Below are 14,504 nucleotides of genomic sequence, written 5' to 3'. Positions count from 1 at the left end.
AAAGGATGGTGCCGAAGAGCACATGCAGCAGGTCGACGCTCGATCCGCGCATCGAAACGATCAGCACGCCGAGGGCGAGGCTGATCAGATAGAAGCCGGCAAGGCTCGCATCCTCCCTGAGCGCCGTCACGCGGCTGACGATGCCTGCCAGCAGCACGACCGTCAGGCCGGCGACGAAGCCGCCCAGGCTCATTGCCCAAAGCGACAGACCGGCAACGAGGAAACCAATGGCTGCCCCCGGCAGGATCGCATGACCCATGGCGTCGCCCATCAGGCTCATCCGGCGCAGAACCAGAAAGGTGCCGACGGGTCCGGCACCCAGTGCCAGCGCGAGGCAGGCGACCAGCGCCCGGCGCATGAAGCCATATTCGACGAAAGGTTCGATCAAGGCAGTGTAGAGCATCATGCCACGTCGCTCCAGCCATCGGAGATATAGCGCGCGCGGTGCAGGTTTTCCGATGTCAGCACGTCTGCCGCCGGGCCCCAGGCGACCGGCTCGCGCGCTAGCAGCAGGACGTCGGGAAAGGCCGCGCGCACGCGTTCGATGTCGTGCAGCACGGCGATTACCGTGCGGCCTTCACCGTGCCAGCGATGCACGAGGTCCATCAGATCGGCGGCGGTGCGTTCGTCGATGGCGGCAAAGGGCTCGTCGAGCAGGATGACGCCCGAATCCTGCAGCATCAGCCGCGCGAAGAGCACGCGCTGGAATTGTCCGGCCGAAAGACTGCCGATCTGCCGACGCGCGAAGCCTTCGAGGCCGACGGCGGCGAGTGCCGCTTCCGCGCGCGCGGTCAGGTTGTCCGTAATCGCGGCGAAGAGGCCGATTTCGGCCCAAAGCCCCAGCGACACTGCATCGAGAACGCTGATCGGGAAGCTGCGATCGATTTCGGCCAGTTGCGGCAGATAGGCGACGCCGCGGCGTGTCAACCCATTCATCCGCACTTCGCCTTCGTCGGGCGCGATCAGGCCGGCGATCGTTTTCAGCAAGGTGCTTTTTCCGGCACCGTTCGGGCCCACGATGGCGGTCAGGCTGCCCGGCGCAAAGCGGCCCGTCAGGTGATGCACGGCCGGCTCCCGGTCATAGGCAACCGTGAGGTCCTTGATGTCGATGGCGGGGACGGGTTTGGCGAGCGCATTCATCGAGCAAGGGCCCAGAAAACGGCAAGCCACAGGACGACGATCGTCATGCCGGCAATAGCCAGCCGTGTACGCAGACCTGTTCCGAAGGCGCTGACGCGCTGCCGGACTTCCGGCGCGCGGGCAAGCTCATGGCGATGGTCGGCCACCGGCATCTCCAGCGAAGATCAAGGAATGTAATAATATAACATTGGGAAACTAGGCGGTATTGCGGGAGGCTGCAAGCGCGAAAAAGGCAAATTTACGGCTCCTCAGCGCCCCTCGCGCCACCAGGCCAGCGCCAGCGTGCCAAGGATCAGCAGCAAGGCCAGCGGGCCGACCATCAGCGGCGCCTGGTGAACCGCATGGACCAGATACTTCTCGTTGCGTTTGAGCCCGATCCAGCTTTCGCCCGCCGCATCGTGGCCGGCGCGAACCGTGCGAATGCCGGGCATTGCGCCTGCGTCCTCGCCAACCCACCAGATGCCGCCGCCGGTTGCGCGGGCAATGGGCCGCATGAGCTTGTCGGTTGCGCGAACATCGGCGAATTCACGCGGGTTGAGCGGTCCGGCTGCCGCAACGACGTCGAGATCGCCCTGCGATATCCGGTAAAGGCCGAGTTCGCGCGCCGGGACAGTGACGGCGAAGCGGCCCGGTGCGGTTTCGTCGAGCGCGGCTTCTGTGACGGTGCCGGAGGGCGCCGTGATCCGCGCCGGTGTTGTCTCGTCCTCCATCGTACGGCGCTCGATGGTCAGCATGTCGCGCTGCACGGAGGCCGAAAGCTTTTCTTCTTCGAGATCGGGCTCTTTCATCAGCCAATGCGCGAGACGGCGCAAGAGCTCGGCCTGCGGACCGCCGCCTTCATAGCCGCGCGACCAGAGCCAGATGTGATCGGAAAGAATCTGGGCGATGCGGCCTTCGCCGGCGTGATCGAGCACCATCAGCGGGCGTTCGCCGGGCGCCTCCATCAGTATCTTGCCCTGACCGACCTCGACATCGATCGTACGGAACCAGCGTCCCCAGGCGGGCGGGTCGGTCTCGCCGCCGGGCAATCCGGCGGTCACCGGATGGCGCGCACCGGTGTCGGTAATGCGCGGATGAAAGCCGCCGATGGTTGTCTCTCCGGATGGCTGGGCCGGCAGGATAGCGGCGAGCGGCGTTCGATAGATAGAGAAGGGCGACGCAAATGCGGGACCCGAAGCGGCGAGGAAGGCGCCGCCGTTTTCGACGTAGTCGACGATGTTCAGGAAGTAGGCGAGCGGCAGCACATTGCGCCGCTTGTAGCGGTCGAAAATGATCAGATCGAACTGGTCGAGTTTTTCGTCGAAGAGTTCACGTGTCGGAAAGGAAATCAACGATAGCTCGCCGATGGGCGTGCCGTCCTGCTTTTCAGGCGGACGCAGAATGGTGAAATGTACGAGATCGACCGACGGGTCGGCTTTCAGCAGGTTGCGCCATGTGCGTTCGCCCGAATGCGGTTCTCCCGACACCAGTAACACGCGTAGCCGGTCGCGAATGCCGGTGGCGATGACGACGGCCCGGTTGTTGAGCATCGTCAATTCATCCGGCCCCTTGGCGACGTCGACTTCGATAACATTCGCCCCGCCATGCTTCAGCGCCAGGGATATGTTCGTCTGTTCGCCGACGGCGGCTTCGACGGTCTGGTCGGGAACGCCGTCGATCGAGATTGTGACGGTTGCGGTTCCACCGGTCGCGTCTTCATCCGCCGCGGTTTCGTCAATGCGGAACGAAAGCGCCACCGGTTCGTCGACAATGCCGAAACGCGGTGCTTCGACAACGTGCAGCCGGCGGTCCCGCTCGTTCTTGCGGCCGACGATCAGCGCATGAACCGGCGCATCGAAACCAAGCGAAGCGGCGTCTTCCGGTACGTCATGGACCTGACCTTCAGTGATGAAAATTGCGCCGGCGATGCGTTCGCGCGGCACGTCCGACAAGGCTCTTTCCAGGGCCGAGAAGAGCGCCGAACCCTCCTCGTCTCCGGGATTGCTTGCGACCGAGACGACGCGCGTCTCGATGCCCTCCTCCCGTGCGAGTCGATCCTGCAGGCGTGCGAGCGCTGCATCCGTCTCCGCGGGCCGACGGCCGATTTCCTGGCTCTGGCTGCGGTCGACCACAATGGCGGCAATGTCGGGCACAGCCTCCCGCTCCTCCTGACGGATGGTGGGGTTCAGGACCGCCAGCACCAGTATCGCCAGCGCAGCCGTTCGCAACGGTGCGCCCCGCGCGCCGCGCCAGGCTGCGTAGCCGAGCGCGGCGATGCCCGGCAGTGTCAGCGCGATCACCAGCAGCAGCGGCAGGACAGGTTCGAAAACGATGTTCCACGTCATCCGCGCCTCCTACTGGCCAAGGCGCTCGAGGAGAGCAGGCACATGCACCTGATCGGACTTGTAGTTGCCGGTCAGCGCATACATTACGAGATTGACGCCGAAGCGGTCGGCCATTTCGCGCTGCCGTTCGCCGCCGGGGCTGATCGGAAAGAGCGGACGCCCTGCCGCGTTGCGCGCCCATGCGGCTGCGTAGTCGTTGGAACCGACGACGATGGTCGAAACGCCGTCATTGGCGCGGCTTGTCTCACCGCCGGCGGCCTCGACCCACACCTGACCGCCATCCCAGCGGCCGGGAAAATTGTGCATCAGATAGAATGACTTGGTCAGCACATGATCGTCGGGCACGGGCTCGATGGCGGGCAGATCGAGTTGGCCGAGCAGGCGACGCAGCGTCATTGTTCCGGGCGTGATCATCCCGCTGATGGTGCGGTCCTGATCGCGCGTGTCGAACAGGATTGTGCCGCCGTTCTTCATATAGGCGTCGATCTTCGCCAGGGCCTCGGGCGGCAGGCCTTCCTGGCTGACGGTCATCGGCCAGTAGAGGACCGGGAAGAAAGCGAGTTCGTCGCGCAGAATGTCGACGCCCATCGGATCGCCCGGCTCCAGCGCGGTGCGCATGCGCAGCACCTGGCTCAGGCCGGCAAGCCCGGCGGCGCTGACCTCGTCGGTTTCGCGATCGCCGGTGATGACCCATGCGAGCCGCGTTTCGAGCGAAGCCTTGAGAGCGAATTCGTCGGCAGGGTCTTGCGCTTGCGCCGATGCGTCGGGGATCGGAAGGAGCAGCAACAGCGCGGCCAGTGCCGGCAATGTCCGTGCGGCGAACCGGCGGCGTCTGATTTTTTCCGCTTCGAAGAAACCGGTCATCCAGAGCGCGGCCACGGTGTCGAGAACCACAAGCGCCAGCGCCAGCGCGAAGGCGAGTGCGGCGAGGCGCGTCTCTGCATGGCCTGCAAAACCCCGCCGCTCGGCGATACCGGGCGTGTCGATGAGCGGCGTCAGCGACAGCGTCGGTGTTATGAGGTTCAGCGCGCGCGGCGCGCTGGCCGGACCGTAAAGTCCGGGCGGGTGGCGGGGACTGCGTTCGATGTCGCCGAACCGGGCCGCGCGAATGGCAATCGCCGTCGCGGGCGGCGACCCAAGACGGCCAAAGCCGTCCAGCGTTGCGACAGGGCTCAGCATTTCGTTGCTGCGGCGCGACCCTTCGGGTCCGTCGCCGGCGGCTCCGGCCACGAAACCCTGCGAGAGCGCGACGGTACGGCGAAGCATGTCGACGAAGAGCCCGGACAGCGCCAGGTTCGACCAGTCGCTGTTGGCTGTCACATGAAAGAGCACGATGGTGCCGTTGCCGCGTTTTGCGGCCGTGACAAGGGGCGTGCCGTCCTGCAGCCGCGCCCATGTCCGGGTGTCGAGATCGGGCACGGGTTCGGCCAGGACCTGCCGTGCGACGGTCACGTCGTCGGGCAGGTCGATGCCATGGAACGGACTTCCGGGGTCGAAGGGCGCGAGGCGCTGTGGCTCGCTCCAGGACAGGGCGCCGCCAAGCGCCCGTCCGCCGCCGCGAAGCGGCACCGGCACGAGGTCGTCGCTTTGCTCGGCAAGACGGGGTCCGGCAAAGCGGATCAGCATCCCGCCTGCTTCGACCCATCGGCGAACGCGTTCATAGTCGGCGGCAGGCAGCGTACCGAGATCGGCCAGAACCAGCACCGAAAGTGGCGTGGCCAGCAGCGTCGCGATCTGGCCCTGTTCGCTGCCGGCGGTATCGCGCAGTTCGGCAAAGGGCGCGATGGCGCGGCGCAGAAAATAAATATCCGACAGGAGCGGCTGTGCTTCCTCCAGCGACGCGCCGGACACGATGCCGACGCTGTGCCGCCGCCAGCTCTTGTCGGTCAGCACGACGGCGCCTGCCGATGCTTCGCCGGCAATTTCGAGGCGCGAGATGCGGTTCCGCAATTCGAGCGGAAGATCGAAACGGGCTTCGGCGCGCGCCTCGCCGGCCGCGAAGCTGTAGGCGGCCTCGCCCAGAATGCCGCCTTCCTCGTTCAATGCGCGAACGCTGCCGTCTGCCGCGCCGTCTTGTTCCGCGCGGATGATCGTTGCGGCAAATGCACCGATTTCGGATTGTGGCGGCAGCAGCGCCAACGCACGCGCGTCGGCCGCGGGTTCTATCAAGGTCACGCCGGCGTCGCCGGCGATTGCTGCGAGGCGGCGCGAAAAGGCGGCGCCTTGCCCATGCTCGATGCCGTCGGCGATCCAGAATATCTGGATGTTTCCGGTATCGAGCGTTGCGGCGGCTTCAAGATGCGCCGCAAGCGCTGCTCTGTCGGGCGCGATCGGCTGTGGTTGCATGGCGCGGGCGCGCGCGGCGGCATCTTCTGCCGCCTCGAAATTGAGTTCGGGCGCATTGACGGTGGGCGCTGTGCCGACCACGAGAACCGGACGGTTGCTGCGTCCGGCATCGGCGATCAAACCGTCCATCGCCATGCGGCGGTCGCTCCAGCGGGCGGCGGAAGTCCAGCCATTGTCGACGACAATGAGCAGCGGTCCCGAACCCGCGATGCGTTGGGCCGGGTTCCAGATCGGCTCGGCAAGCGCCAGCACGATCAGTGCCGCGATGGTCAGGCGCAGGATCAGCAGCCAGAGCGGTGTATGCGCGGGCGTTTCGTCCTCGCGGACGAGGCCCGCCAGGAGCCGGATCGCCGGAAAGCGGATGCGCTTGGGGAGCGGCGGACTGATGCGCAGCAGCCACCAGATTGCCGGCAGCGCTGCAAGGCCGACGAGCATCCACGGAACGGCGAAAGCGAGGGGGCCGAGCTGCAACATGATCAGATGCCCGGACGCGGCGGCTTGCGCGCCTCGATGGCCCCGGACAGGGCGCTGTAAAGCGCCAGCAGCGCCGTCTGCGGCCCGCGGTCGGTGCGATGCGTCGCGAAGGTGAAGTTGATCCGCCGGGCCACGTCCGTAATGCGGTCGCGATGAATGTCGAGACGCTGGCGATAGGCTTCACGCAGGTTTTGCGCCCGTCCGACCATCAGTCGCGTTTCTTCTTCGACACCCTCGAATTCGGTGCGGCCCGAAAACGGCAGGTCCTCCTCCGCCGGATCGAGAACCTGGAGGATGTGACCGCGCACGCCTTCGGCGGCGTAGCCCTTGATGCGTGCGATAATATCTTCGGCCGGCGAGAGGAAGTCGCCGATCAGGACGACCTGTGCATATCGCGGCAGATGTTCAGGCGGCGGCAGGCTTTCGAATTTCATCGCCTCGTTGTCCACTGGCGCGTCGAGCAGCGCATGGGCCATGCGGCGTTGCGCGGCGCGGCCGTTCATCGGCGCAAAGCCGCCGCCCAGCAGCGCGATGCTTTCGCCGCCCTGAACCAGCAGCGAACTCAGCGCCAGCGCCAGCACGGTCGCGCGGTCCTTCTTGCTGCAGGGCGCGAAATCGGAGGCGTAATCCATCGAGGCCGAACCGTCGCGCCAGATCCAGACGCTTTCGGCCGCTTCACGCTCCGTCTCGCGCACGAAGAGATGCGCCGAGCGGGCCGAATGCCGCCAGTCGACGGAGGACGCGGTATCGCCTTCGCGGAAACGACGGAATTGCCAGAAAGTGTCGCCCATGCCGATACGTCGGCGTCCGTGAACGCCTTGCGCGACGGTCGAGGCGACGTGCTCGGCCTCCGTTGCCAGCGGCGGCATGACCTCGGCCAGCGCTTCGGCCTGCTCGCGCAGGCCTGTCGCGCCCGAGGGGGCAGCCGGTGATCCGGGAAGGCGCATCGCTCTCACTTAACATTCAGCCAAAATTGCGGCAGAGCCTGTCGATCACGCCCGACACTGTGACGCCTTCGGCGCGGGCCGAGAAATTCAGCGCCATGCGATGGCGCAATACCGGCGCGGCGAGCGCCGTCACATCCTCGATCGAGGGCGAGAAGCGTCCGTCGATCAGCGCGCGGGCACGCACCGCCAGCATCAGAGCCTGGCTGGCACGGGGTCCGGGACCCCAGGCGACATGGCGCTCGACTTCCGCCGAGGCGCCTTCCTCGGGCCGTGCCGAGCGGACAAGTTCCAGAATGGCGTTAACGACCTTCTCGCCGACCGGCACGCGGCGCACCAGGCGCTGCGCGGCCATCAGGTCCTCGACGCTCATGGCGGCACGCGCAACCGCAACGCTTTCGCCGGTGGTGGCCAGCAGCATGCGGCGCTCGGCTTCGAGGTTCGGGTAGTTGACGTCGACCTGCATCAGGAAGCGATCGAGTTGTGCTTCGGGCAGCGGATAAGTGCCTTCCTGCTCGAGCGGGTTCTGGGTCGCCAGCACATGGAAGGGGGCGGGCAGTTCGTAGCGGACGCCCGCCACCGTCACCTGCTTTTCCTGCATCGCCTGCAGGAGCGCCGACTGGGTGCGGGGGCTGGCGCGGTTGATTTCGTCGGCCATCAGGAGCTGGCAGAAGACCGGCCCCTTGATGAAACGGAAGCTCCGGTGGCCCTGGTCGCTCTCTTCCAGCACTTCCGAGCCCAGAATGTCGGCGGGCATCAGATCGGGCGTGAATTGCACGCGCTTGTCGTCGAGGCCCAGCACCTGGCCCATCGTGTGGACCAACAGCGTTTTCGCCAGGCCCGGCACGCCGACAAGCAAGGCATGGCCGCCCGCCAACACCGTCACCAGCGTCTGATCGATCACCTGTTCCTGGCCGTAAATCACCTCGCCGATGGCGGCACGGGCCGCCGCGATTTTGGCGCCGGTGGCCTCGATCTCCTCGACGGCGGCGCCGTCCGCTTCACTGAGTGTCTGCATTGACCTACATATACCGTATGTGCCGCATTTCGCGCTTTTGGCCGCGCCGCCATTGGCGCGGGGTTTCGTGACGATAATATGGCCGGAATCGCTGCCTTGCGGCAGCAAATCGGCTTCAAGTTACCGAGAGGACGGACGAAATATGGCCGGGGTGACCGGAAAGACAGCGGAGACGCCCGAAAAATCCGAGGCCGGCGGCGCGCCGGGCGGGTTGAAGGGGCTTGCCGTCGCGGAAGCCGAAGGCAAGAAGGCGCGCGGATTGCCGCCTGTCCACAAGTGGAATCCGCCTTTTTGCGGCGATCTCGACATGCGCATCGCGCGCGACGGTACCTGGTTCTACATGGGCACGCCCATCGGCCGGACGCGGCTGGTCCGGCTGTTCTCGACCGTGCTGCGTCACGACGAGGACGGGAAATACTATCTGGTGACGCCGGTCGAGAAGGTCGGCATCACGGTCGACGATGCGCCGTTTCTTGCCGTTGCCATGAAGGTCGAGGGGAAGGGCCGCGACCAGATGCTGACCTTCACCACCAATGTCGGCGACGATACGGTCGCGGGCGCCGATCATCCGATGCGCTTCGAGATCGACGGCGAAACCGGCGAGCCCTCGCCTTATGTCCATGTCCGGGCCCGGCTCGAGGCGCTGATCAACCGCGCCGTCTTCTACGATCTGGTTGAGCTTGGCGTCGAGGAGGAGCATGAGGGCCGCCGCTGGTTCGGCGTCTGGTCGGGCGGCATCTTCTGGCCCTTCATGCCGGCCGAGGAGATGGCCTTCTAGGCCTCGCCTTCATGGACAATTATCGCGATCGTATCCTCTCCCGCACCGACCGGACGCCGCCGCCTGTAAGCGCGCTGCTGGCCCCCGACGGCATTCCGGGGCGGGCCCTCAGGGGCGACCACGATCTCAACGAGAATGTCTGGGTCGAGCCCGAAGAGCGGCCGAGCCTGCGCGCGGCGGCCGTGCTTGTGCCGGTCGTCGAACATGCGCATGGGCCGCATGTGCTGCTGACGCGCCGCGCCGAGCATCTCGGCACCCATTCGGGCCAGGTCGCCTTTCCCGGTGGCAAGATCGATCCCGGCGAAACGCCGGCGGAAGCCGCCTTGCGCGAGGCCGAGGAGGAAGTTGGCCTTGCCCGATCCTTCGTGAATGTCGCCGGTTACCTCGACGCCTATGAGACCGGCACCGGCTTCCGTATCCTGCCGGTGGTGGCTTTCGTCACGCCGGGTTTCAGCCTGACGATTTCGCCCGACGAGGTGGCCGAGGCCTTCGAGGTGCCGCTCGGCTTTCTGATGGACCCCGCCAATCACCAGCGTCACAGCGCCGTCTGGCGAGGGCGGCGGCGCGAATATTACGCGATGCCCTATAATGGCCATTACATCTGGGGCGCGACGGCCGGGATGCTGAAAAACATGTATGACCGGCTCTATGGCGACCGATAGCCACGGCGCGGCGGCGGGGCAGACAGGCGGGCCCGTCCGGCCTATATGTGGCGGACAAAAATCCTGCCGGAGTGAATCAGCATGAGTGTCGAAAAGGTCCAGAGCCGCGAAATGGCCCGCGCCGAATGGTTGAGCGCCCCCGATACGAAAGCGGTGCTCGAGGCGCTCGGCGCCGATGGCGGCGCGGCGCGCATTGTCGGCGGCGCCGTGCGCAACACGCTGATGGGCGAGCCGGTATCCGACATCGACATCGCCACCACCGAAACGCCGGCGCGCGCCATGGCGCTGCTTGGCGCGAGGGGCATCAAGACCGTACCCACCGGCATCGATCACGGCACGGTGACGGCGGTGACGCCGAGCCGCCATTTCGAAATCACGACGCTCCGGGCCGATATCAGAACAGACGGCCGCCGCGCCGATGTCGCCTTCACCGGCGACTGGCTGACGGATGCGAAGCGGCGCGACTTCACCATCAACGCGCTTTACTGCGACGCCGACGGCACGATCCACGATCCGCTCGGCGGGCGCGCCGACATCGCGGCCAGGCGCGTGCGCTTCATCGGTGATCCGCATGAGCGCATCCGCGAGGATTATCTGCGCATCCTGCGCTTCTTTCGCTTTCACGCCTGGTACGGCAAGGGCGAGCCCGATTCCGCGGGTCTGCGCGCCGCGGCCGAGGAACGCGAGGGCCTGAAGCAGCTTTCCGGCGAGCGCGTGCGCGACGAAATCCTGAAAATCGCGGCGGCCGAAAACGGACCGGCGGCTTTCCGGCAGATGGCGGCGGCCGGCATTTTGTCGCTGGTGCTCCCCGAGGCGACACGGCTCGACCGTTTCGAGAAGCTTGTCGAGATCGAGACGACGCAATTGTTCCGGCCCAAGGCCGACCCGATCCTGCGTCTGGGTTCGATGCTCGATCTCGACGACAAGGGCGTCGCGGCGCTTGCCCAGCGGCTCCGGTTTTCCAACAGGGAGCGCGAGCGGCTGACGCGCATGCTGACCGACCGGACCAAGATCGTCTGCTACCTCTCGATGCGCGAAATGCGCCGGGCGCTCTATACGATGGGTCTCGACCTCTTCAAGGACCGTGTCTCGCTCGGCTGGGCCGACGACCGGCGCGGCCACAACGCCTTTCAGTGGCGGGCGCTGCTCGCCATGGCCGACAGCTGGGAGCGGCCGGTGCTGCCCCTGACCGGCGAGATGATCAAGGCGTCGGGCGTCCCCGAAGGGCCGGAGGTCGGCCGCGTTCGCGACGAGGTCGAGGAATGGTGGATCGACAGCGATTTCATTGAGGACGAGTTCTCGATCATCGAACGACTGAAAGCGATCGTGCAGGCGACGGTTTACTGACGGGAGGTCTTACATGCGCGCTCTCTTTGCTCTCCTTCTTCTCCTTCCGCTCGCCGCCTGTGGCGACAGCGGCTCCGAGAACGATGCGGCGCGCGCCGCGGCGGTGTTCTACGACATTCGCCTGAGCGAGCGCACGGGCGGCGTGCCCGTCGGCGATTTCCGCACGCGGCTTCGGCCGGTGATCTCGTCGATGCTCGACAGCCTGCTGGCGCAAGCCGCCGAGGCCGAGCGCCGTCACACCGAACGCACAAGCAATTCCGAGCCGCCCTATCTGCAGGGCGACATCTTCTCCTCGCTTGTCGAGGGCGCGACGTCCTACGAAATTGGCGAATGCGATGCCAGGGGCGAGACGGTCATCTGCGATGTGCAGCTGGTTCACGACGCGGAGGAGGCGCCCGTGCAATGGACCGACCGTGTCGTCCTCGTCCCGGAGGACGGGCATTGGACGGTCGACGACATCCATTACGGCGGCGACTGGGATTTCGGCCCGAAGGGCACGCTGCAGCAGGTGCTCCGGGCCGTGATCGCCGAAGAGGAATAGGACGCCCGCGACCATCTGCCGCCGCGCTGCGGCATTTGAGGGAATTGCCGCCGCCACGCGGGCGCGCCTAGCCTTTTTCCATGCGCAGCGAATTCATCGAACGGTACGACCTGCGGGTCCCGCGCTACACCTCCTACCCGACGGCGCCGCATTTCGGCCCATCGGTCGATGGCGCGCGCTACGAGGCATGGCTCGGCGATCTCGATCCGGCGCTGCCGCTGTCGCTCTATCTCCATGTCGCCTATTGCGCCGAGATGTGCTGGTTCTGCGCCTGCCACACCAAGGCAACGAAAAAATATGCGCCGGTCGCCGATTATCTCGAGGCGATGCTCGACGAGGCGCGGCTTGTCGCGCGCCGCCTGCCGGCGCGGATGCTGGTCAATCACATTCATTTCGGCGGCGGCAGCCCGACCTTGCTGACGCCTTCTGATTTCGGCCGCGCGCTGGCCAGCTTGCGCGAATACTACAATGTCGCGCTCGACGCCGAGATCGCGGTCGAACTCGATCCGCGCACGGCCGATGAAGCCTATATCGCGGCCATGGCGCGCGCGGGCGTCACGCGCGCCTCTGTCGGCGTGCAGGATTTCGAACCGCGCGTGCAGCGGGCGATCAACCGCATTCAGCCCTATGACGTGACGGCGCGCGTCATCGGCTGGCTCCGCGCGGCGGGTGTCGCGGCGGTCAACATGGATTTCTGCTACGGCCTGCCCTACCAGACGGTCGAAAGCCTCCTCGGGACGGTCGACAAGGCGGCGGGCCTTGGACCGTCGCGCATCGCGCTTTTCGGCTATGCGCATGTGCCCTGGATGAAATCCCATCAGCGTCTGATCCCGGAAGAGGCGTTGCCCGGTCCCGCCGAGCGCTGGCGGCAATACGAGGCCGCGTCGGCGCGGCTGGTCGCGCATGGCTATGTGTCGGTCGGGCTCGATCATTTCGCGCGGCCCGACGATCCGATGGCGCTGGCCTGCGGCGCGGGGCGGCTGCGCCGCAATTTCCAGGGCTACACGACCGACGGCGCGCCTGTGCTGATCGGCTTCGGCGCGTCTGCCATCGGCGCGCTGCCGCAGGGCTATGTCGCCAACGAGCTCGCCATCGAACGCTACAAGGCGCGGGTCCGGGCGGGGGAACTCGCCGTCACGCGCGGCATCGCCGTTTCCGGCGAAGACCGGTTGCGCCGTGCCGTCATCGACCGGCTGATGTGCGACATGGCGGTCGATCTCGACGAGGTGGCGGCGATGCATGGTGCGGATGCGGCGGGTTTCGCGGCCGAGCTGCAAAGCCTCGCCCCGCTCGAAGCCGACGGCATCGTGCGGCGCGAGGGGCACCGCCTCGCCATGACCGAGGACGGCCGCCCGCTGGTGCGCGCCGTCTGTGCCGTGTTCGACAGTTATCTGGGCACTGGCGAAGCGCGCCACTCGAAGGCGGTCTAGCAGATCGCCACGAACGTTCCTTCCGTCGCCGCCGCCAAGTCCGCTGCCGCAATCTCCAGTTCAAGCCCGTAGGCGCCGCCCGACACGAAGATCGTCTCGAAACCCTTCACGCTTTCATCGATATATGTCGGCAGTTTCTTCTTCTGCCCGAGCGGACTGCAGGCGCCCATCGCGTAGCCGGTGAGCTTCACCGCCTTGTCCTTCGGCGCGAGATCGACGCGCTTGCTGCCGAGTTCGCGCGCCAGTGCCTTGCGGTCAAGGTCGCGGCTCGCGGGCACCACGGCGACGGCGAGCTTTCCTTCCGCCGTTTCCACGATCAGCGTCTTGAAAAGCTGCGCGGGATCGATCCCGCTTGCCGCCGCCATATCGAGCGCCGAGGTCTTGCGGTCCTTCGGCACATCGATTTCGCGGAACCTGCCCGCGATCCCGTTCAGCCGCACGAAGCGCTGCGCCGCCGTCTCGCCTTTCGCCATGTCGGCCCTCGAAAATTTCGCTTGAGCTGGAGTGCACTCAAGGATGTTCAATCCCGGAACGCTCCTCCGGGCGACATTTCACTACAAGGAACACCATCATGAGTGCGACTGAAAACAGGAAGCTTATCGAGGATATTTTTGCCGGGCTTGAAAAAGGAGATGGCGCTGCCTTCGTCCGAAGCCTCGCCGACGATTTCTGCTGGACGATTATCGGCAACACCGCCTGGTCCGGCACCTACAGCGGCAAGGCGGCCGTTCGCCGGGAGCTGCTCGACCCGCTCTTCGCGCAATTCGCCGACCAATATGTCAACCGCCTTGTCGGTCTCATCGCCGAGGGCGACCGTGTCGCCGTCGAGTGCCGTGGCCGCGTCACCACGAAGGAAGGCAAGGTCTACAGCAATACTTACTGCTGGGTTTGCCGCATCGAGAATGGCAAGCTCAAGGAACTTCTGGAATACATGGATACGGCGCATCTGAACGAGGCGCTGCAGCCGCCGAAGGTCGCGGCGTAAACCGGGCGGGACGAGCCATGGCGCGTGATTTTCACATCGGCGAACTCGCGGCCCGCACGGGCCGCAGCATCGACACCATCCGCTGGTACGAGAAGCAGGGTCTCATCCCCGGCGTCGCGCGCGATGCGGGCCGGCGGCGGGTCTATACCGAAAATCACGTCGCCTGGCTCGATCTCATCGATCGCTTGCGCCGCACCGGCATGTCGATCGCGCAATTGCGTGAATATACCGCGCTCACGCGGCAGGGCAAGGCCGCGCTGAAGGAACAGCGCGCGCTGCTCGCCGCGCATGGGCAACGCGTCCGCGAGACCATCGCCGACTGGACGGAAGCGCTGGCGCTGATCGAGGCCAAGGTCGATTTCTACGGCGAATGGATGCGCAAGGGAAAACGCCCGGCGGTGATGCCGCATCACCGCGCGTCGGCGCCGAAGAAGGAGGCGAAGAAAGCGCCGCGCCGCAGAACGGCCTAGGGCCACTTCACCGTCGGCGGCATCGACGACAGGATCGCGTCGACA

At 66.1% G+C, this 14,504-nt stretch carries 15 protein-coding genes; 7 read left to right on the top strand and 8 right to left on the bottom strand.

Annotation, left to right across the window (positions count from 1 at the left end; translation table 11 throughout):
- The 7 genes from WEB61_RS11750 to WEB61_RS11720 form a co-directional block, all read right to left on the bottom strand.
- On the bottom strand, window positions 1-403 hold a 403-nt coding region (locus WEB61_RS11750; RefSeq protein WP_368064520.1), incomplete at its 3' end, for a metal ABC transporter permease.
- Complete coding sequence (locus WEB61_RS11745; protein ID WP_368064519.1) at window positions 403-1,140, bottom strand: metal ABC transporter ATP-binding protein; 738 nt, start codon at window positions 1,138-1,140, stop codon at window positions 403-405. The genes WEB61_RS11745 and WEB61_RS11750, both read right to left, overlap by 1 nt.
- Window positions 1,137-1,286 (bottom strand): hypothetical protein, encoded by a 150-nt coding sequence (locus tag WEB61_RS11740; protein WP_368064518.1) that lies wholly within the window; start codon window positions 1,284-1,286, stop codon window positions 1,137-1,139. The genes WEB61_RS11745 and WEB61_RS11740 overlap by 4 nt, the downstream gene beginning before the upstream one ends.
- A gap of 102 nt (window positions 1,287-1,388) precedes the next feature.
- Complete coding sequence (locus WEB61_RS11735) at window positions 1,389-3,464, bottom strand: hypothetical protein (protein ID WP_368064517.1); 2,076 nt, start codon at window positions 3,462-3,464, stop codon at window positions 1,389-1,391.
- 9 nt (window positions 3,465-3,473) lie between these two features.
- The gene (locus tag WEB61_RS11730; protein WP_368064516.1) at window positions 3,474-6,284 is read right to left on the bottom strand and encodes a DUF4159 domain-containing protein; all 2,811 of its coding nucleotides are present in this window, start codon (window positions 6,282-6,284) and stop codon (window positions 3,474-3,476) included.
- A gap of 2 nt (window positions 6,285-6,286) precedes the next feature.
- Window positions 6,287-7,231 carry a DUF58 domain-containing protein gene (locus tag WEB61_RS11725; RefSeq protein WP_368064515.1) on the bottom strand — a complete coding sequence of 315 codons (945 nt, stop codon included), beginning with the start codon at window positions 7,229-7,231 and terminating at the stop codon, window positions 6,287-6,289.
- 16 nt (window positions 7,232-7,247) lie between these two features.
- Window positions 7,248-8,246, bottom strand: a complete 999-nt coding sequence (locus WEB61_RS11720) for an AAA family ATPase (RefSeq protein ID WP_368064514.1) — start codon at window positions 8,244-8,246, stop codon at window positions 7,248-7,250.
- A gap of 142 nt (window positions 8,247-8,388) precedes the next feature.
- On the opposite strand from WEB61_RS11720, the gene WEB61_RS11715 reads away from it, so the two are divergent.
- The 5 genes from WEB61_RS11715 to hemN all read left to right on the top strand — a co-directional run bounded on the left by WEB61_RS11715 (window position 8,389) and on the right by hemN (window position 13,004).
- Complete coding sequence (locus WEB61_RS11715; RefSeq protein WP_368064513.1) at window positions 8,389-9,024, top strand: DUF1285 domain-containing protein; 636 nt, start codon at window positions 8,389-8,391, stop codon at window positions 9,022-9,024.
- An 11-nt stretch (window positions 9,025-9,035) separates the two neighbouring features.
- Window positions 9,036-9,686 carry a CoA pyrophosphatase gene (locus tag WEB61_RS11710; protein ID WP_368064512.1) on the top strand — a complete coding sequence of 217 codons (651 nt, stop codon included), beginning with the start codon at window positions 9,036-9,038 and terminating at the stop codon, window positions 9,684-9,686.
- An 81-nt stretch (window positions 9,687-9,767) separates the two neighbouring features.
- Window positions 9,768-11,033, top strand: a complete 1,266-nt coding sequence (locus WEB61_RS11705; RefSeq protein ID WP_368064511.1) for a CCA tRNA nucleotidyltransferase — start codon at window positions 9,768-9,770, stop codon at window positions 11,031-11,033.
- Window positions 11,034-11,046: 13 nt separating this feature from the next.
- Window positions 11,047-11,574, top strand: a complete 528-nt coding sequence (locus WEB61_RS11700) for a hypothetical protein (RefSeq protein ID WP_368064510.1) — start codon at window positions 11,047-11,049, stop codon at window positions 11,572-11,574.
- A gap of 80 nt (window positions 11,575-11,654) precedes the next feature.
- Entirely contained in the window at window positions 11,655-13,004 is a 1,350-nt protein-coding gene (gene hemN, locus WEB61_RS11695) for an oxygen-independent coproporphyrinogen III oxidase (protein ID WP_368064509.1), read from the top strand.
- Here hemN and WEB61_RS11690 read toward each other — a convergent pair.
- Window positions 13,001-13,477: a YbaK/EbsC family protein gene (locus WEB61_RS11690; RefSeq protein ID WP_368064508.1), complete on the bottom strand. Its 477-nt coding sequence runs from the start codon at window positions 13,475-13,477 to the stop codon at window positions 13,001-13,003. The genes hemN and WEB61_RS11690 overlap by 4 nt on opposite strands.
- A gap of 98 nt (window positions 13,478-13,575) precedes the next feature.
- Between WEB61_RS11690 and WEB61_RS11685 the strand changes: the two genes are divergently transcribed.
- Together WEB61_RS11685 and WEB61_RS11680 are read left to right on the top strand one after the other, a co-directional pair.
- A complete protein-coding gene (locus tag WEB61_RS11685) occupies window positions 13,576-13,989 on the top strand; it encodes a nuclear transport factor 2 family protein (RefSeq protein WP_368064507.1) in 414 nt (137 codons plus the stop codon).
- Between the two features lie 17 nt (window positions 13,990-14,006).
- Window positions 14,007-14,459 carry a MerR family transcriptional regulator gene (locus tag WEB61_RS11680; RefSeq protein WP_368064506.1) on the top strand — a complete coding sequence of 151 codons (453 nt, stop codon included), beginning with the start codon at window positions 14,007-14,009 and terminating at the stop codon, window positions 14,457-14,459.
- Window positions 14,460-14,504 lie beyond the last annotated feature (45 nt).

It is taken from the genome of Parvibaculum sp., assembly GCF_040882025.1.
Lineage (GTDB): Bacteria > Pseudomonadota > Alphaproteobacteria > Parvibaculales > Parvibaculaceae > Parvibaculum.
The sequence above is the reverse complement of the archived record's forward strand: the minus strand, read 5'-3'. Positions and strand labels throughout refer to the sequence as shown.

What these genes read in the sequence shown, in the direction of transcription:
- WEB61_RS11745 (WP_368064519.1), bottom strand. Translation starts at nt 1,140, where the DNA reads ATGAATGCGCTCGCCAAACCCGTCCCCGCCATCGACATCAAGGACCTC.
- WEB61_RS11735 (WP_368064517.1), bottom strand. Translation starts at nt 3,464, where the DNA reads ATGACGTGGAACATCGTTTTCGAACCTGTCCTGCCGCTGCTGCTGGTG.
- WEB61_RS11730 (WP_368064516.1), bottom strand. Translation starts at nt 6,284, where the DNA reads ATGTTGCAGCTCGGCCCCCTCGCTTTCGCCGTTCCGTGGATGCTCGTC.
- WEB61_RS11725 (WP_368064515.1), bottom strand. Translation starts at nt 7,231, where the DNA reads ATGCGCCTTCCCGGATCACCGGCTGCCCCCTCGGGCGCGACAGGCCTG.
- WEB61_RS11720 (WP_368064514.1), bottom strand. Translation starts at nt 8,246, where the DNA reads ATGCAGACACTCAGTGAAGCGGACGGCGCCGCCGTCGAGGAGATCGAG.
- WEB61_RS11715 (WP_368064513.1), top strand. Translation starts at nt 8,389, where the DNA reads ATGGCCGGGGTGACCGGAAAGACAGCGGAGACGCCCGAAAAATCCGAG.
- WEB61_RS11710 (WP_368064512.1), top strand. Translation starts at nt 9,036, where the DNA reads ATGGACAATTATCGCGATCGTATCCTCTCCCGCACCGACCGGACGCCG.
- WEB61_RS11705 (WP_368064511.1), top strand. Translation starts at nt 9,768, where the DNA reads ATGAGTGTCGAAAAGGTCCAGAGCCGCGAAATGGCCCGCGCCGAATGG.
- WEB61_RS11700 (WP_368064510.1), top strand. Translation starts at nt 11,047, where the DNA reads ATGCGCGCTCTCTTTGCTCTCCTTCTTCTCCTTCCGCTCGCCGCCTGT.
- hemN (WP_368064509.1), top strand. Translation starts at nt 11,655, where the DNA reads ATGCGCAGCGAATTCATCGAACGGTACGACCTGCGGGTCCCGCGCTAC.
- WEB61_RS11690 (WP_368064508.1), bottom strand. Translation starts at nt 13,477, where the DNA reads ATGGCGAAAGGCGAGACGGCGGCGCAGCGCTTCGTGCGGCTGAACGGG.
- WEB61_RS11685 (WP_368064507.1), top strand. Translation starts at nt 13,576, where the DNA reads ATGAGTGCGACTGAAAACAGGAAGCTTATCGAGGATATTTTTGCCGGG.
- WEB61_RS11680 (WP_368064506.1), top strand. Translation starts at nt 14,007, where the DNA reads ATGGCGCGTGATTTTCACATCGGCGAACTCGCGGCCCGCACGGGCCGC.